The organism is Dyadobacter sp. (assembly GCF_017744695.1).
In the GTDB taxonomy this organism is placed as follows: Bacteria; Bacteroidota; Bacteroidia; order Cytophagales; family Spirosomataceae; genus Dyadobacter.
Map to the genome: position 1 here is coordinate 347,246 of NZ_JAGIAS010000003.1, position 16,277 is coordinate 363,522.

18 protein-coding genes are annotated in these 16,277 nt (G+C 49.4%); 12 read left to right on the top strand and 6 right to left on the bottom strand.

Annotation, left to right across the window (positions count from 1 at the left end; translation table 11 throughout):
• Nucleotides 1–3 precede the first annotated feature (3 nt).
• Nucleotides 4–1,035, top strand: coding sequence for a hypothetical protein (locus J7619_RS13540; RefSeq protein ID WP_291199026.1), 1,032 nt, complete (start codon nt 4–6; stop codon nt 1,033–1,035).
• On the opposite strand, the gene J7619_RS13545 is transcribed toward J7619_RS13540, so the two are convergent.
• A complete protein-coding gene (locus tag J7619_RS13545; RefSeq protein ID WP_291199028.1) occupies nt 1,032–2,288 on the bottom strand; it encodes a sodium:proton antiporter in 1,257 nt (418 codons plus the stop codon). The two genes, J7619_RS13540 and J7619_RS13545, sit on opposite strands and share 4 nt — an antisense overlap.
• A gap of 231 nt (nt 2,289–2,519) precedes the next feature.
• Here J7619_RS13545 and J7619_RS13550 point away from each other — a divergent pair, with 231 nt between their 5' ends.
• Both J7619_RS13550 and J7619_RS13555 read left to right on the top strand, forming a co-directional pair.
• A complete protein-coding gene (locus tag J7619_RS13550; RefSeq protein WP_291199030.1) occupies nt 2,520–3,656 on the top strand; it encodes a lipase family protein in 1,137 nt (378 codons plus the stop codon).
• A 15-nt stretch (nt 3,657–3,671) separates the two neighbouring features.
• The gene (locus J7619_RS13555) at nt 3,672–5,426 is read left to right on the top strand and encodes a M14 family metallopeptidase (RefSeq protein ID WP_291199032.1); all 1,755 of its coding nucleotides are present in this window, start codon (nt 3,672–3,674) and stop codon (nt 5,424–5,426) included.
• Here the strand turns inward: J7619_RS13555 and J7619_RS13560 are convergent, their stop codons facing one another.
• Nucleotides 5,427–6,254, bottom strand: coding sequence for a hypothetical protein (locus J7619_RS13560; protein WP_291199034.1), 828 nt, complete (start codon nt 6,252–6,254; stop codon nt 5,427–5,429).
• A gap of 180 nt (nt 6,255–6,434) precedes the next feature.
• Here J7619_RS13560 and J7619_RS13565 point away from each other — a divergent pair, with 180 nt between their 5' ends.
• Nucleotides 6,435–7,577 (top strand): DEAD/DEAH box helicase, encoded by a 1,143-nt coding sequence (locus tag J7619_RS13565; RefSeq protein ID WP_291199036.1) that lies wholly within the window; start codon nt 6,435–6,437, stop codon nt 7,575–7,577.
• Nucleotides 7,578–7,585: 8 nt separating this feature from the next.
• Nucleotides 7,586–7,891 (top strand): rhodanese-like domain-containing protein, encoded by a 306-nt coding sequence (locus J7619_RS13570; protein ID WP_291199038.1) that lies wholly within the window; start codon nt 7,586–7,588, stop codon nt 7,889–7,891.
• Nucleotides 7,892–8,003: 112 nt separating this feature from the next.
• Here J7619_RS13570 and dapF read toward each other — a convergent pair whose 3' ends face one another.
• The gene (gene dapF, locus J7619_RS13575; protein ID WP_291199040.1) at nt 8,004–8,783 is read right to left on the bottom strand and encodes a diaminopimelate epimerase; all 780 of its coding nucleotides are present in this window, start codon (nt 8,781–8,783) and stop codon (nt 8,004–8,006) included.
• A 275-nt stretch (nt 8,784–9,058) separates the two neighbouring features.
• Nucleotides 9,059–9,421 carry a 50S ribosomal protein L19 gene (gene rplS, locus J7619_RS13580; RefSeq protein WP_291199042.1) on the bottom strand — a complete coding sequence of 121 codons (363 nt, stop codon included), beginning with the start codon at nt 9,419–9,421 and terminating at the stop codon, nt 9,059–9,061.
• Between the two features lie 141 nt (nt 9,422–9,562).
• Here rplS and J7619_RS13585 point away from each other — a divergent pair, with 141 nt between their 5' ends.
• The 3 genes from J7619_RS13585 to J7619_RS13595 all read left to right on the top strand — a co-directional run bounded on the left by J7619_RS13585 (nt 9,563) and on the right by J7619_RS13595 (nt 11,793).
• Nucleotides 9,563–11,044 (top strand): NAD(P)H-hydrate dehydratase, encoded by a 1,482-nt coding sequence (locus J7619_RS13585; protein ID WP_291199044.1) that lies wholly within the window; start codon nt 9,563–9,565, stop codon nt 11,042–11,044.
• A 46-nt stretch (nt 11,045–11,090) separates the two neighbouring features.
• Nucleotides 11,091–11,207, top strand: a complete 117-nt coding sequence (locus J7619_RS13590) for a DUF433 domain-containing protein (RefSeq protein WP_291199046.1) — start codon at nt 11,091–11,093, stop codon at nt 11,205–11,207.
• 109 nt (nt 11,208–11,316) lie between these two features.
• Complete coding sequence (locus tag J7619_RS13595; protein ID WP_291199048.1) at nt 11,317–11,793, top strand: macro domain-containing protein; 477 nt, start codon at nt 11,317–11,319, stop codon at nt 11,791–11,793.
• A 135-nt stretch (nt 11,794–11,928) separates the two neighbouring features.
• On the opposite strand, the gene feoB is transcribed toward J7619_RS13595, so the two are convergent.
• Together feoB and J7619_RS13605 are read right to left on the bottom strand one after the other, a co-directional pair.
• A complete protein-coding gene (gene feoB / locus J7619_RS13600; RefSeq protein WP_291199050.1) occupies nt 11,929–14,064 on the bottom strand; it encodes a ferrous iron transport protein B in 2,136 nt (711 codons plus the stop codon).
• 28 nt (nt 14,065–14,092) lie between these two features.
• Nucleotides 14,093–14,320, bottom strand: coding sequence for a FeoA family protein (locus J7619_RS13605; protein WP_041735487.1), 228 nt, complete (start codon nt 14,318–14,320; stop codon nt 14,093–14,095).
• Between the two features lie 81 nt (nt 14,321–14,401).
• On the opposite strand from J7619_RS13605, the gene J7619_RS13610 reads away from it, so the two are divergent.
• From J7619_RS13610 to J7619_RS13625, 4 genes are all read left to right on the top strand, one after another.
• On the top strand, nt 14,402–14,584 hold the full coding sequence (locus J7619_RS13610) for a hypothetical protein (RefSeq protein ID WP_291199053.1): 183 nt from the start codon (nt 14,402–14,404) through the stop codon (nt 14,582–14,584).
• Nucleotides 14,581–15,243, top strand: coding sequence for a heme exporter protein CcmB (locus J7619_RS13615; protein ID WP_291199055.1), 663 nt, complete (start codon nt 14,581–14,583; stop codon nt 15,241–15,243). Before J7619_RS13610 ends, J7619_RS13615 begins: the two co-directional genes overlap by 4 nt.
• Before the next feature lie 45 nt (nt 15,244–15,288).
• Nucleotides 15,289–15,969: a cytochrome c biogenesis protein CcsA gene (gene ccsA, locus J7619_RS13620; RefSeq protein ID WP_291199057.1), complete on the top strand. Its 681-nt coding sequence runs from the start codon at nt 15,289–15,291 to the stop codon at nt 15,967–15,969.
• Nucleotides 15,970–16,050: 81 nt separating this feature from the next.
• Nucleotides 16,051–16,275, top strand: a complete 225-nt coding sequence (locus J7619_RS13625) for a CcmD family protein (protein ID WP_291199059.1) — start codon at nt 16,051–16,053, stop codon at nt 16,273–16,275.
• Nucleotides 16,276–16,277: the final 2 nt, after the last annotated feature.

The window sequence follows — 16,277 nt, forward strand, 5'->3', positions numbered from 1 at the left end:
GCTATGAAAATTTTAAGATATATCGCGCTGGCTACCGGCTGCCTTATCTGGATTGTGGGGCTGAGTCCAACCATTTTACCCTGGCTATGGAAAGAGCAGGTTGTGGAAGATGGCTACCAATATGGTGATTTGTATAAACTCTCCACCTTGTCCGATTTCCGCGATCCGCGTCATCAATGCACCGGTTATGTGCCGCCCGTTCGGCCGCAATCGGCGAAAAAAGTGCATTTGTATATAATCGGAGATAGTTTTACGGAAGAAGGTCGCGTGGGGAAGCAGGATTTCCCGGTGGATGATTATACTTACGTGAAATGGTCGAACTTTCTACATATCAAACTCGATACTACCCAACATAATATCCTTTTGATGGAAAGCGTGGAAAGGCATTTCCGTCAGAAGTTTGCCTCATCAGCCATTACCGTACTCGTTCCCGATTCGGCGACGTTTGTCCAAAATGGCGCTTCGACCAAGTTCATGCATCAGCTCGATGAAGCGTTCAAAGGCTCGCATACCGCCGACAGGCTTGACGGCTTCCTGTTCCAGAACGACTTTGCGTTGCGCATTAAAGAATGGAAATCCGATTTCAACCAACGTTTTTTCAACAGGACCGCTTCGGGTGTGACGCTCGTGAACAACGATCGCGATATTGTGTACTATATGGATACCGACACGCCGGAAGTCACTTCGTCGTTTACGCCCGTGCGCCAGACGGAGCTCGATTCGATGATCGCCAACCTCAATGCGAGCCGCGATTTTGCAGATTCACTGGGTTTCGACAATGTGATTTTCACCATTATCCCCAATAAAACCTCTGTGCTCAGCCCCGACTACGGCGTTTACAATAACCTCATCGAGCGGGTATACAACCATCCAAAGCTCGGCGTTCCGTATATCGATGTGCTTCCCGATTTCCGCCGCATGGGCCGTTCTTCTTACATGAAAGGGGATTCGCACTGGACATGCGACGGACAAACGCTCTGGTTGAACAAAATCAATGCGTTGATCAACCAACTCGTCGCCGGGTCTGCTTCCTAAGTGGCAGCCTCCGCATCGTCGGGCAGACGGTCGGTTAACTTACCAACCGTGAGTCCTTGCACGATAATCGAGAACAACACCACAAAATAGGTAATCGCCAGCAGCAAATCTTTGTTAAGATGCTGATCGATTGACAATGCCAGCGCGATGGAAACACCTCCGCGCAAGCCGCCCCACACCAGTATCGTAATCGATTTCTTTCCGAAACGTGTCTTGAACGGAATAAGTCTGACAGGAATGTAGATCGAAATGAAGCGCGCCGAAAGTACGACCACGATCGCCACCAGTCCCGCCCAGCCATATTGCTTCATATCCGGGATCAACAGCAATTCGAAACCAATGATCAGGAACAGGATCGCATTCAGTATCTCATCGATGAGCTCCCAGAATTTGTCGATATAGTCACGCTCGGTATCAGAAACCGCACCAGGGTTTTTGCCATAATTCCCCACCACCAGCCCGGCCGCCACCATTGCCAGCGGCCCCGACATATGCAGTGCCTGCGCAGCCAGGTGCCCGCCCATCACGATCGCGAGCGTAATGAGCACGTGTACGTTGTAGCCATCTACCCGGTACATCATTTTGGAACCTAAAAAACCGAGCAGCAACCCTAGCAAGATACCGCCCAATGCTTCCTTCACAAAAAGACCGGCAATGCCCGCAAAGGAGGTATTTACTTCCTCTCCCCTCGCCAACGCGAGCATCAGTATGAACACCACAACCGCCATACCGTCGTTGAAAAGCGATTCGCCCGCGATCTTCGTTTCGAGCGACTTCGGAACGCCGGCCTGTTTAAGGATCCCGAGTACTGCAATGGGGTCGGTAGGTGAAATCAATGCGCCGAAAACGAGACATTGAATGAGCGGAATGGTGATGCCGATCAACGGCAGGATGTAGTAAATCAGAAAGCCGATCACAAATGTGGAAATCACAACGCTGACGGTTGAGAAGATAATAACCGGCAGGCGCTGCTCCCGGAGGTCTTCCAAATGCAAATGGATCGCTCCTGCAAATAGCAGAAAGTTGAGCATCGCCCCCATGAGTATTTCGGTGAGGTCGACACTCGCGATCAGCGTGGAAATACGGATGAATGTCCGCGGAAATATGCTATCGGTGGCGATAAGCCCCAACGAAACCATCAATGCGATCACCATGACGCCGATGGATGGAGGCAATTTCAGAAACCGGGAATTGAGGTAAGAAAATATCGCAGAGAGAACGATTAATGCAGAAAAAGAGTAATACAGCTCCATGAAAATATTTTTTAGACTAACCAAAAATAACAAACTTCCTGCTCGCATTCAAGGCGAAACCGGCCGGTTGGCCAAACTCTAATGGTATTCTAATTTGAAAGAACTGTCTGAAAACAGGGGCAAAAAACGATTTGAAAGTACGAAAATCCGGTTGCATCGATTGTTTTCCTACATTAGTAACCCAAAGGTTGCCTTGGTATTCGACGCTCGCTATCACTCATGCAAAAGTCTATGACAAGTTTCAAACCGTGCCTGCTCAGGCACTTTTACCCCGCTGTTGTCTTTATAGTGAGTATACTCGCCGTTCAGCCCGTATTGGCGCAGACCAGCAAGCTGAAACCCGGCTTTGACAAGGCCGAATACCAGGAACTGGTGTATATGCACGCCCTGCTGTACGATACCGCCATGACCAACCGGCAAAAGTTCAAAATACCGCGACCCACCAAGTTCGACTCCGTTTACACTTCTCCGGTGATGGGCCTCGACAACCGCTGGGGGCTTTGGAAAAACAAGGCTTCCGTAGGCGTGATCAATCTCCGGGGCACGACGATGAACGCCGTGGGCTGGCTCGAAAACTTCTATGCGGCCATGGTACCAGCGCACGGGGAGCTCCAAATCGCCAAAGATTATACATTTAAATACCATCTGGCCGACAACCCCAAGGCTGCCGTACACATTGGCTGGCTGGTAGGCACGGCCTATCTCGCGAGGGATATTGTGCCAAAAATCGACTCACTGTATAAAACCGGCGTCAGGGATTTCCTTATTATGGGCCACAGCCAGGGCGGCGCGCTCAGTTACCTGATCACAGCGCATTTGTGTTCGCTCCAAAAACAGGGAACATTGCCCAAAGATATTCGCTTCAAAACCTACGCCAGCGCTGCCCCCAAAGTGGGCAATACCTATTTCGCCTACGAGTACGAGCACCTGGTCGATGGCGGCTGGGGCTATAATGTGATCAACTCAGCCGACTGGGTGCCCGAAGTGCCGTTTTCTGCGCAAACCCTCAGCGATTTCAACAATACGAATCCTTTCAAGAATATAGACGGTATTATCAAAAAGCAAAAGCTCATTGCGCGCATCGGCATGCGGCATGCTTACAAGCGTTTGAAAAAACCAAGCGAGAAGGCGCAGCGCAATTACGAAAAATACCTCGGCAGGTATGCCGGCAAAATCGTCTCCAAAAACCTGCCGGAGTATCAGTCGCCGGCTTTCTATAAAAGCAGCAACTACGTACGCACCGGCCCGACGATCGTACTCTTGGCCACCGATGAGTATTACAGCCTATTTAAGGATTCGGGCCAGAATGTTTTCATCCACCACGGTCTTCACCCCTACCTTCACCTGATCGAACAATACAAATACTGACATTTCACTCCTTTCATGCGCTCTAAACTGACACTGTTACTACTCGGACTCCTTCCGGGTATCCTGCCCGGCCTTGCATTGAATGCATCGGCACAATACCAGACCCGTTTCGAAAAGAGCGGCGGTAAACAAACCCCCACTTATGAGGAAGGCATTGCCTATTACCGGCAGCTTGCGCAAAATTTCCCGCAGGTACGGATGCAGGAAAAAGGCCTTACGGATAGCGGCAGGCCTTTACATTTGATATTATATTCGAAAAACAAGGTATTCGATATCAAAAAGCTGAAAGCACAAGGCAAGGCTATTCTGTTGATCAACAACGCGATCCACCCCGGCGAGCCGGATGGTGTGGACGCTTCGATGATGCTCCTGCGCGACATGCTTGTTCATCCTGCACGGTTTCCCGAGCTGGACAGCATTGTGGTGGCCGTTATCCCTTTCTACAACATCGGCGGCGCATTGAACCGCAACAGTACCACACGTACCAATCAGGCCGGGCCCGAGGAATATGGCTTTCGGGGAAATGCACGGAATTATGACCTTAACCGGGATTTTATCAAAGCTGATACCCGCAATGCGCGGAGTTTCGCCGCTATTTTTCACGAGCTCGACCCCGACCTTTTCGCAGATACACACGTGAGCAACGGCGCCGATTATCAATATGTCATGACACTCGACTATGCCCAGAAAGATAAACTCGGCGGACCGCTCGGCGATTTCAACGACAAGGTTTTTCTGCCTTATATGTACAAGCATCTGAAAGAAGCCGGCTTCGAGGCGACGCCCTATGTGAATGCTTACGGGCAAACACCCGACAAAGGTTTCGTCCAATTCCCCGACTGGCCGCGCTATTCCACAGGGTATGCCGCTTTGTTTCATACCATCGGTGTGATGACCGAGACACATATGCTGAAACCGTACGATCAGCGCGTAAAATCGACCTATGCCTATTTACACGGTAATATCAAATTCCTGGCGGCACATCGTAAAGCTTTACTGAAACTGCGTGAAGAGACGAAAGAGGCCGTTAAAAACCAGGAGAAATTCGCTATTACCTGGCAGGTGGATAAATCCAGACAATCCACCATCGCATTTAAAGGTTATGAACCGGAGTACATTCCCAGTGAAGTGAGCGGACTACCCAGGCTGCACTACGACCGGTCGAAACCGTTTACGAAGAATATTCCTTTTTACGACAATTACGTCCCGCTGGACGAAGTAGTGCGGCCGGAAGCCTACATTATTCCGCAAGGCTGGCACAATGTCGTTAGCCTGCTGCGACTAAACGGTGTACAAATGCAGCCGCTGGAAAAAGACTCGGAAATGAATGTGGAAACGTATTACATCGAAGAGCTCGAAACGCCGAAGCAACCCTTCGAAGGGCATTACTGGCATACTTCGGTGAAGCTGAGGACTGAGAAACAAAAGTTATCTTTCAAAAAAGGAGACTGGTATGTTCCCGTCAATCAGTCCACGAACCGTTACATTGTCGAGACCCTCGAACCGAAAGGAGTGGATTCGTTTTTCAAATGGAATTTCTTTGACACGATTTTGCAGGCCAAGGAGCATTATTCTGGATATGTTTTTGAAGATCTGGCGGCAGATTTGCTCAAAAAATCCCCCGAGCTGAAAGTAAAGCTCGACGAGAAACGCAAAGCCGATCCAGAATTTGCCAAAAGCGGAAATGCCCAGCTGGATTTTATCTACCAAAATTCGGATTACGCGGAAAAGGAATACATGCGCTATCCCGTTTTCCGCGTCGTGAAATGATCAGAACCGGAAGCCGAGGCTGAAATTGAACTCACCGCTGATTCCCATATGTCTGTCGCGATAGATAGTCGACCGGTATTTCTCACGGTCGACGTACCGCGGGCCTACGCCGGCGTTCAAGCCGATCTGAAAATGCTGCGTAATCTGGAAATTGACGTAGTTGTTGATGATCAGCCCCATCCGCAAGCGCTTGCGCTCTTCTTCGTTACTGGTGGTTACGCCGGTCTTCGGATCGTAGTCGTAGGAGTATTCCCATCTGTTCCCGATTCCGGTAAAAAATGTAGGGCCAACCGCATAGGTAACCCGTTTCTGGCCGAATGGGTACACCTTCAGGCTTGGTGAAAAGTAGTACATCTGCTCATCGGAGTCCTCACCGATAATGGGAAGGTAGTAATCCTCAGGAATGGTCATCGTGAACGGCAAAAGCAACCCGAAATGTCCTCGTTTATCGAGAATCCTTTCATAACTGATCCCAAATCCCGGGCCACTGTCCAGTGCCTTGAATGGCGAAATATCTATTTTGTTCTTACCCAATGCTTCATCCTGAACTATCGGCGCATTCCGTTCCCGTGCACTGCCACGCTCCGCACGTTTGTCGAACCAGACCGTCTGACCGTTCCCGAACTCGATCCGCAGCAATTCGTTCTTCCGGACCGCGAAATTAGCCGCATTGGCTTCCTGACTGATCTTGTACAAAACCTTGTCGATACCTACTTCCACCACCTTTCCTTCAATGATAGAACCGTTTTTACGCACCATTACATCCTGTGCGTGAACGGTTGCGAAGATGATCGATAATAAGAAGGTGAGGGTAAAAATCCTGCTCATAGTGCTGCTGTGCTGATGAACGATGATCAAATTTATGCGATTAGTGACTATTTTTGCGAAGTATACTCACTGAACGTTTAAAAACATACTTCTGTTATACACCTGGCCCGTCAGGCCGATTCATATTATGCAGGCTGCGTTTAAAATGGATGATCAACAAGCAGCCATTAAAAAGACCAAATGACATTTCAGGATTTAAAACTCATAGAGCCAATCAAAAGGGCTCTCCAAGAAGAAGGATACACCACTCCCACTCCCATCCAGGCCAAAGCTATTCCGGTTATTCTAGAAAATAAAGATTTGCTGGGCTGTGCACAAACAGGCACCGGTAAAACAGCCGCTTTTGCGATTCCGATGCTGCAACTGCTGCACGAAAATCCGGTTGGGAAATTTGAAAGAAGTCGTATCCGTGCATTGATTTTGACACCTACGCGCGAGCTGGCGATCCAGATCGGCGAGAGCTTCGCTGCGTACGGGCGTCACACGCGTGTGAGACATACCGTTATTTTCGGGGGCGTAGGCCAGAAACCGCAAACCGACGCATTGGCGAAAGGCGTGGATGTACTCATTGCTACGCCGGGCCGCTTGCTGGATTTGATCAACCAGGGGTTCATTAAACTGAACCAGCTGGAATTTTTCGTACTCGACGAAGCCGACCGTATGCTCGACATGGGCTTTGTCCACGACGTGAAGAAAGTGATCAAGTTGTTGCCTAACAAGCGCCAGTCGCTGTTTTTCTCGGCTACCATGCCGCCCGCAATCGTGACTTTGGCCGGTACCATCCTTAGAAACCCGGTGAAAGTAGAAGTTACCCCGGTATCCTCTACGGCTGATACAATTCGCCAATCGGTATTTTTTGTAGATAAATCAGACAAAAACTCTCTGCTGCTTCATATTCTGAAAGACGAATCCATTGCAACGGCGCTGGTTTTCACCCGTACCAAACACGGGGCCGACAAAGTGGTGAAAGTATTGCGCAAGGCAGGTGTTACCTCCGAAGCCATTCACGGTAACAAGTCGCAAACAGCCCGTCAGAATGCGTTGAAGAATTTCAAAAGCCAGACTACGCGCGTCCTCGTTGCGACCGATATCGCCGCACGCGGTATCGATGTGGATGACCTGACGCACGTGATCAACTACGAAATCCCCAATATCCCGGAAACTTACGTTCACCGCATCGGTCGGACCGGCCGCGCGGGTGCGAAGGGCATTGCCATGTCGTTCTGCGACAAGGAAGAAAAGCCGTACCTCAAAGATATTCACAAGCTGATCGCCAAGAATATCCCGGTAGTGAACGACCATCCCTACGCCGTGAGCAGGTAATTGGTAGTATGTCAAAGAAAACCTACTCGGACATTGACCTTCCGCAAGCCCTTGCATTAACCCGGAGCAAGGATGCCGTGCTTGTGGATGTGCGTGAAACCTGGGAGTTTGAGGAGTTCAATGAAGGAGGGATCAATATCCCGCTGGCGGAGATCCGGGAAAAACGGCCGCTGGTGGCGCCTTATCATACTATCGTGGTAATCTGTACCAATGGCGTCCGCAGCAAAGTGGCCGCAATGGATTACTGCCGCGTCCCGGAATGGGCCGACAAGCAGATATTTCATGTGAAGGGCGGTATTATCGAGTCTGAGTAATAGAGTTTAAAGTAAAAAGTTTAAAGTTTAGAGTTAAAAGTAAAAAGCGAAGCCTTGCAACTTAATGATTTACAAGGCTTCGCTTTTCGCTTTTAACTTTTTACTCGCTACTTTAAACTCTCAGCGTACCTTCAAAAACGCGTACTGCGGGGCCTATCAGATAAACGTCCTTAAACTGCCCTTCGCCCGCATCCTGGTATTCGACCGCCAGCGTTCCGCCGATCGTTTCCACTTTTACGGGACCTTCCCAGCCTTCACGTATGTGCGCGGATAATGCGCATGCCGTCACTCCTGTGCCACAGGAATAAGTTTCATCCTCCACACCACGTTCGTAGGTACGCACGCTCAGGTGGTTATTCTCGATTACTTCTACAAAATTCACATTGGTACCTCCTTTGGGGCCGTAAACCGAACCATAGCGGATTTCGCTGCCGATATTCACGACATCGGCCTCGTTAATATCCTCCACGTAGGTTACGTAGTGCGGCGAACCGGTGTTCATGAAATCGTATTCCTCATATTGCTCCACGCCGTTCACATTGGACATTTTGAGGCGGATCGTGTCGCCGGAAACCGTGGCCTCGTGCTCCCCATCGACAGCGATGAATTTGGTACTATCCTTAAACAGGCCGAGATCGTTCGCAAACCGCACCACACACCGGCCACCATTGCCGCACATGCTGCCTTCGCCGCCGTCGGCATTGAAATACACCATGCGAAAGTCATAACCTTCTGCATTTTGGAGCAGGATTAAACCGTCGGACCCAACCCCGAAACGACGGTGGCAGATCGAAGCGATCAATTCTTTGGAAGCCGGGAATTGCAGGTTACGGTCGTCGATCATCACGAAGTCGTTGCCGGTACCCTGGTATTTATAAAATGGGATAGTCATAGTTGTGCCAATTTTGCATTCATTCAATCCAATTCCAGACTATTCAATCAATCTCAAACCTTTTCCGTCAGTTAAAACTGACGGCAAGCGATATATCTTTGTTGTACTGAACTCTTAGAGTCTTGAATTGTTTCATCTAGTTCCGTCAGTTTCAACTGACGGCGATGGCGGCTGCTTTTTGAAAAATCTGTTCTTCCGCCCTTCCAAAAAAACAAAACCCCGCAAGAAAAATTCGCTTGCAGGGTTTTAAAATTTGTTCCCGAAGGTCTTTTGGATTACTTCGTGGTTTTAAGCTCTTTAATACGAGCGGCTTTACCCTGACGGCCACGCAAGAAGAACAGACGTGAACGACGTACCTTACCACGACGAATCAATTCGATTTTCGCGATGCTTGGTGAAAGGATTGGGAAAACACGTTCAACACCGATACCGTTTGAAATTTTACGTACTGTAAAAGTTTCACCGCTTCCGTTTACGTTACGACGCTGCATAACGGTACCCTGGAACTGCTGGATACGCTCTTTGTTACCTTCACGGATTTTCACGTGAACGTTGATCGTGTCGCCTGATTTGAAATCAGGATACTCGGATTTACGATTTTCAATCGTAGCTTCTACGAGTTTAATAAGTTCGCTCATGACGAGTGATTTTATGGATTTAAAATGATAGCTTGCTCCCAGCGGACGGGGTGACGCCCCTTCATTCAAAACAGCTTTTGAGAAAACGAGTGCAAATCTAGCATTATTTGTCGGTAACAAAAAGCTTTTCGCGCGATTATCATGAAGATTTTCAATGTAGAACAGATCCGGGCAATGGACGCCTACACGATCGAACACGAGCCCATTGCATCCATCGATCTCATGGAGCGCGCCTCGCAGGCATTTGTACGCTGCTTTTGTAATCAATATGTCAATACCCGCCCTATTGCCGTCTTTTGTGGTAAGGGGAGCAATGGCGGCGACGGCCTGGCGATCGCGCGCATCCTGACCGGCTGCGGCTATGATGTGCAGGTGTTTATTGTGGAGTATACCCTGAATGCCACGGATGATTTCCGTCTGAACTTCTCCCGGCTGGATAACCACCTGACACCCCATCGCATTTACTCCGAAAATGACCTTCCGCAATTGGGAAGTAAAGTCGTCTGCATAGATGCATTGCTCGGCTCCGGGCTATCGCGACCGGTAGAGGGTTTATTAAGTATTGTGATAAAGTACTTAAATGAGCTGCCCAACAGGATTGTGTCCGTGGATATTGCCAGCGGACTTTACACCGACCGGCCCAATGGGCTCAACGACGTGATCGTCAAGCCGAAGTACACCATCACATTCCAGCTGCCCAAGCTAGCATTCCTGCTTCCGCAGAATGCGGAATACGTTGGCGAATGGCATGTAGTAGACATTGGCCTGAGCACCCGCTACATGGCCGATACCAGCACTCCCTATTATTTCACCGATAAGTTTGAAGCGGAAAAACGCATTAAACCCCGTCAGAAATTTTCACACAAAGGCACTTTTGGCCATGCAGTGATCATCGCCGGGAGCTTTGGGAAGATGGGCGCCGCAGTACTTTCCGGAAAAGCTTGCCTGCGCTCGGGCGTGGGGTTGCTCACGATGCACGTGCCTGCGTGCGGGTACGAGATCGCGCAAATCTCCGTTCCCGAAGCGATGGCAACTGTCGACGATGCAAATAAGTACATCAGCAAAGCTCCGAACCTCGCTTCCGCCACGGCCATAGGCATCGGCCCGGGTATCGGCCAGGATGCCGCAACGGTGAAAGCATTGGAAAAAGTACTGGAACAGGCCAAAGCCCCTGTTATCATTGATGCAGATGCATTGAATATCCTCTCGACCAACCGGCATTTGCTTTACAAACTACCCGCTAATACCATTCTGACACCGCATCCCAAGGAATTTCAGCGGCTTGCAGGGGAAAGTAGCAATGAGTTTGAACGATTAGAGAAGGCGTGTGCATTCGCTTCCAAATACAAAGTAATTATCTGCCTGAAAGGAGCCAATACAGCCGTCATTCTGCCCAATGGCGAGGTACATTTCAACTCGACCGGCAACCCGGGCATGGCCACCGGCGGTACCGGCGACGTGCTCACAGGCATTATCACCAGCCTGCTCGCCCAAAAATACGCACCGGCGGATGCCGCTATTTTGGGTGTTTACCAGCACGGCCTCGCCGGCGACCGTGCCGCCGAAGCCCGCGGACAAACCGCGCTCATCGCATCGGATGTCGTGGAGCATTTGGGTTGGTAACCAGCTTTATTTAAAGTAAATTTGGTTAAATCAATTTCTAAGAGCTATGGAATTCCTGGAAAGAATCACGATTGATCCTGGCATTTGCCACGGTAAACCTTGTATCAGAGGAATGCGCTGGCCGGCGGAAGTAGCCCTGCATTTGCCGGATGTTGGTTGTTGAGATTCTTGAAGATCAAGCATCAAAAAAAGACCTAATTCGGTTACAAAGACCAGAAACGACGAAAACATTAATTGAGCCCTTTGGATACGTTTTTGACTGATAACATTTTATGGAAGGTATAAACTACGTCACGGGCGACGCAACACAGCCCGTAGGTGATGGCAACAGGATCATCGCACACGTATGTAATGACGTTGGCGCCTGGGGAAAGGGTTTCGTTGTCGCCCTCTCCCGTCGGTGGCCAAAACCTGAAAAAGAATTTAAGCAATGGTATAAGTCAAAAGTAAATTTTGCTTTAGGCGAAACCCAATTGGTACAAGTAGAAGAAAACATATGGGTGGCTAATATGATCGGCCAGCGGGATATCAAAACAGGCAGCAGCGGCATACCTCCAATACGTTATGAGGCAATCGCAACTGCACTTTCGAAGGTAGCCGTTTTCGCGGCAGAGAAAAATGCCACTGTGCATATGCCGCGAATTGGATGCGGATTGGCTGGTGGTACGTGGGATAAGATGGAACCGATAATAAAAGCCGAACTTACAAGTAAGAGCATACTTGTAACAGTGTATGATTTTAAATCATAGCAAGAGATAATATTCAATTGAATGGTTAAAAAACAAACCAAGGTGGAGAGCCTTACTTCATCTGAGGACGTACGTTTAAAATAGTGAAAGATGACATTATGCCTAGCATCCCTTCCCTATCAACTCCACATAACCTTAACTCAAAACCTGATAAACCACAAACGCCGAGCCGTACGCCAGTACCATCAAATAGGCCAGCTGAATCATCGGCCATTTCCAGCCGTGGGTCTCACGGTAAACGACGGCGATCGTACTCATACACATCATCGCGAATACGTAGAACATCAGAAGCGAGTAGCAGACGGCCGGCGTGAACATCTGTCCACCTGTTTCGGGGTTCCTTTCCTGAATGAGGCGTTGCTTGACGGTAAGGACATCCTCGGTGTCCCCGCTGATGCTATAAATCGTAGCCATTGTGCCAACAAATACTTCGCGCGCTGCAAAAGATGCCAGTAATGCGATACCGATTTTCCAGTCATACCCCAATGGCCTGATCACCGGCTCGATGAAACGGCCAAACTGACCGGCATAAGAGCTTTCCAGACGGGCAGACGCAACGGCCGCATCAATTTGTTCCTGCGGAGCTGCATTCATCGAAGCGACCACCTGTTTTTCAGCCACATCCATGCTATCGCCCGGACCGTAGGAGGCCAGTACCCAGAGAATAATGGAAATCGCCATGATCACTTTACCGGCTTCGAGTACAAATGATTTGACACTTTCATACATCGTAAACCCGACGTGCCCCCAGCGCGGCAGCTTGTAGGAAGGCATTTCCAGCATAAAATAGCTCGGTTCTCTTCTTGGAATAAACAGAGACAGGAACCACGCCGAGCCCAATGCGCCGAGCAACCCAAGCAGGTACAACCCAAACAATGCAATTCCCTGCATATTGAATATCCCCAGCACCTTCGTTTCCGGGACTACCAGTGCAATTAATATCGTAAAAATGGGCAGACGTGCGGAACAGCTCATCAATGGCGTCACCATGATCGTCAGCAAACGCTCATAGCGGCTGCTGATACTGCGGGTCGTCATAATGGCTGGCACAGCGCAAGCAACACCCGAAATGAGCGGAACTACACTGCGGCCATTGAGCCCGAAACGGCGCATCAGCTTATCCATGATCACCATCACGCGGGCCATATACCCTGACTCTTCGAGGATGGCGACCAACGCGAACAGGATCGCGATTTGCGGGATGAATATGATAATACCGCCGATACCTGCCATGATGCCGTCGGTGATAAGGTCGTTCAGCACACCTGCCGGTAATGCACCTTTTACCCACTCGATGGCGGCGGCAGTGCCGGCGTCGATCATGTCCATCGGGTAGGATGCCCAGGCGAAGATGGCCTGAAACACAACCAGTAATACCAATGCAAATGTAACATACCCCCAAACCCGGTGCAGTAGAATGCTATCCAGCTTGCGCGTCCAGTAAGGCTGCTCGGTGGCGCCTTCGGATTTAACGGCTTTGGAAACGATCGGTTTGATTTTTTCGTAACGTGCTATGGTTTCGTTGGCGAGAAAGTTATTTTCGTCGAAACCATATTTCTCGATCAAAGCGTCGAGTTTGGCACGAACCGGCTGTTCGAGGAAAGAGAAATTGTCGTGCTGGCAAACATATTGAAGTGCCACATAATCATTATCCAGGTGATGAATCTCCTTCACCTCATTGATCAGCCCGATCTCACTGTCTTTCGGCTGGTAGAAATATTGCAGAACAGGTTTTTCCGTGCGCTCCACAACCTGTTTTATCGCCTCTTTCAATCCCTTCATCCCCTCACCCGTACGCGCATTAATGCGCACGACCGGCACATTCAATTGCATCGCAAGCTGTACTGCATTCACTATCATATTCATGCTTTCGGCTACGTCGAGCATATTCAATGCGAGTACCGATGGGATACCCAGATCATTGATTTCGGTAAAAAGCAACAAGTTCCGTTGCAGGTTAGAGGCATCGGCCACAATCACCACCACATCCGGGAAATCAGGGTGCCGGGGGTTGGCCAGGATGTCCATCACCACGGTTTCATCCTTTGATTTGGGATAAATACTATATGTACCCGGCAAATCGACCAACGTCACATGCGCGTCGTCGTGCCCATTGGTACCGGCAATGCGGAACGTCCCGGATTTCTTCTCGACCGTCACCCCCGGGAAATTACCCGTTTTCTGGCGCATTCCGGTGAGTGCATTAAATAGCGTAGACTTGCCGGCATTCGGGTTACCTACCAGCGCAACTTTAATATTTCCCTGTTTCAATGGAGAGACTGTATGCGGAACGTAATCCTTACTCTAATTCAATCACCGCGGCTTCGTTCAAGCGGAGCGACAGGCTGTAATTCCCGCCGACGTTGATGCAGATCGGGTCACCGAAGGGCGCAATCGCATCCAGCCGTACCTCGCAACCCGGCAAACAGCCCATTTCGAGCAGTTTGAGGGACATTGCACGGTCTGTGAATGATTTGATTATGCCTTTTTCACCCTTTTTAAGGTGGGAAACGGTACGAGCCGACATACGTTCCTTATTTAGATTCATTTTATTTAAAGTACAAATAAAGCACTCTCAGACGGTAAATCAAACTTTACTTCTTCTAATGTGCCTACCGTTCGCCAAATCATTCAAAATCCTGACCGTTTTATTATTTCCCTCGGGCTTTGTGTCGTACTTTTGCAGCGCGAAACGAAGTACCGAAGCCCGGAAAACGCGACGCTGGTCACATTGAAACAGCAAACCGAAAGCCGAAAGCCCAAAGCCGACGGCCTGCACCAATCACCTTGAACGAGATTAAGACCCTGATCTGGAAAGAAGTTACACTCGAATGGCGCCAGAAATACGCCCTGAGCGGGATGTTGCTTTATGTGGTCAGCACGGTGTTTGTCTGCTACCTCAGTTTTAATCTCCGCAGAAACCAACTCACGCCCATCGTCTGGAACACGTTGTTCTGGATTATCCTGCTTTTTACGGCCGTAAATGCTATTGCCAAAAGTTTTTCGCAGGAACGGCACGGGCGGTTGCTCTATTATTACAACCTGTGCAGCCCTCAGGCTATTATCATTTCCAAAATCATCTATAACTCGCTGGTCATGGCGGTGTTATCAGCCCTTGGCTTTGTATTCTACGCATTTGTCATGGGTAACCCGGTTCAGGACAACGGCCTGTTTTCGATCTGTATCCTGCTGGCGTCCACTGGTTTTGCTTCCGTTCTCACACTCATCGCGGGCATTGCGTCCAAGGCCGATAACAGCGCTACGCTCATGGCCGTGCTCAGTTTCCCGATCATCCTGCCAATGCTGCTGATGACGATCCGCCTGGCCAAAAACGCTTTGGATGGTCTCGACTGGTCGGTCAGCACGGATGAAATCACCACACTATTATCGATCGATCTGATAGTAATTACGCTCTCCTACCTGCTTTTTCCCTATTTATGGAGAAGCTGAAAAACAGCAGGTTACAGGGCACAACTTTTAAAGTATTAGTCTAAAATGAGAAAGATCTGGTGGAAAATCCTCTGCATTGTGATCATCTTCTATGTGATCATCTGGGGTTTTATCGGTCCCGTCCCACGCCTTCCAATTATTAATGAAAGTATTAGAAACACCTACTTTCACGTAGCGCTATGGTTCGCAATGACCATATTGCTTTTCACATCCATGATATACTCGATTCGCTACCTCAGCAAAGGAAGGATCGGAGATGACGATATTGCCAGCGAGATTGCCAAATCAGGTATCTTCTTCGGTGTGCTGGGGTGTCTTACAGGCTCGGTTTGGGCTAATTTTACCTGGGGGGATCCCTGGCCGAACGATCCAAAGCTGAACGGCGCCGCGGTAGGCATCCTTATTTATATGGCATATCTGTTATTAAGAAGTTCTTTCGAAGACGAGCAACGCCGCGCGCGGATCTCTTCGGTTTACAACATATTCGCCTTCGCAGTCTTCATTCCGATCATCTACATTCTCCCGCGTCTGACGGATTCTTTGCATCCCGGAAGCGGCGGTAACAGCACATTTGGTTCTTACGATATCGACAACGACATACGAAAGGTGTTATACCCTGCCGTAATCGGCTATATTCTCCTCGGCCTTTGGGTTGCCGAGCTGCGAATTCGCATCAAGCGCATCCGACGGTTCCACGAGGAAGAGTCGATCAAAGCAGGCAAATAGGAAGCATTTTGGCCTGATTTGGGCCATTTACAAACGTTTCAAAGTAAAATTTCGTTAAGGTTTAGTCCATTCATATATACAATGAAAAGAATTTCCCTCATCCTCCTGACGTTGCTGGCGATCTCCGGCAACCTGTTCGCGCAGGCGGGCGACACCTCCGTAGCAATGGCCGACAAGCTTCGTGAAGACGGCAAAATCTGGGTCGTAGTGGCCGTAGTAGCCGTTATTTTCTCGGGTATCGCGATCAACATGCTTCGCATTGACTTTAAGTTGAAAAAGATTGAAAAAGACCTCAATATCAAGTAAGC

What these genes read in the sequence shown, in the direction of transcription:
- J7619_RS13540 (WP_291199026.1), top strand. Translation starts at nt 4, where the DNA reads ATGAAAATTTTAAGATATATCGCGCTGGCTACCGGCTGCCTTATCTGG.
- rplS (WP_291199042.1), bottom strand. Translation starts at nt 9,421, where the DNA reads ATGAGCGAACTTATTAAACTCGTAGAAGCTACGATTGAAAATCGTAAA.
- J7619_RS13625 (WP_291199059.1), top strand. Translation starts at nt 16,051, where the DNA reads ATGAAAAGAATTTCCCTCATCCTCCTGACGTTGCTGGCGATCTCCGGC.
- J7619_RS13555 (WP_291199032.1), top strand. Translation starts at nt 3,672, where the DNA reads ATGCGCTCTAAACTGACACTGTTACTACTCGGACTCCTTCCGGGTATC.
- dapF (WP_291199040.1), bottom strand. Translation starts at nt 8,783, where the DNA reads ATGACTATCCCATTTTATAAATACCAGGGTACCGGCAACGACTTCGTG.
- J7619_RS13570 (WP_291199038.1), top strand. Translation starts at nt 7,586, where the DNA reads ATGTCAAAGAAAACCTACTCGGACATTGACCTTCCGCAAGCCCTTGCA.
- J7619_RS13560 (WP_291199034.1), bottom strand. Translation starts at nt 6,254, where the DNA reads ATGAGCAGGATTTTTACCCTCACCTTCTTATTATCGATCATCTTCGCA.
- J7619_RS13605 (WP_041735487.1), bottom strand. Translation starts at nt 14,320, where the DNA reads ATGTCGGCTCGTACCGTTTCCCACCTTAAAAAGGGTGAAAAAGGCATA.
- J7619_RS13545 (WP_291199028.1), bottom strand. Translation starts at nt 2,288, where the DNA reads ATGGAGCTGTATTACTCTTTTTCTGCATTAATCGTTCTCTCTGCGATA.
- J7619_RS13585 (WP_291199044.1), top strand. Translation starts at nt 9,563, where the DNA reads ATGAAGATTTTCAATGTAGAACAGATCCGGGCAATGGACGCCTACACG.
- J7619_RS13590 (WP_291199046.1), top strand. Translation starts at nt 11,091, where the DNA reads ATGGAATTCCTGGAAAGAATCACGATTGATCCTGGCATTTGCCACGGT.
- J7619_RS13595 (WP_291199048.1), top strand. Translation starts at nt 11,317, where the DNA reads ATGGAAGGTATAAACTACGTCACGGGCGACGCAACACAGCCCGTAGGT.
- ccsA (WP_291199057.1), top strand. Translation starts at nt 15,289, where the DNA reads ATGAGAAAGATCTGGTGGAAAATCCTCTGCATTGTGATCATCTTCTAT.
- J7619_RS13565 (WP_291199036.1), top strand. Translation starts at nt 6,435, where the DNA reads ATGACATTTCAGGATTTAAAACTCATAGAGCCAATCAAAAGGGCTCTC.
- J7619_RS13550 (WP_291199030.1), top strand. Translation starts at nt 2,520, where the DNA reads ATGACAAGTTTCAAACCGTGCCTGCTCAGGCACTTTTACCCCGCTGTT.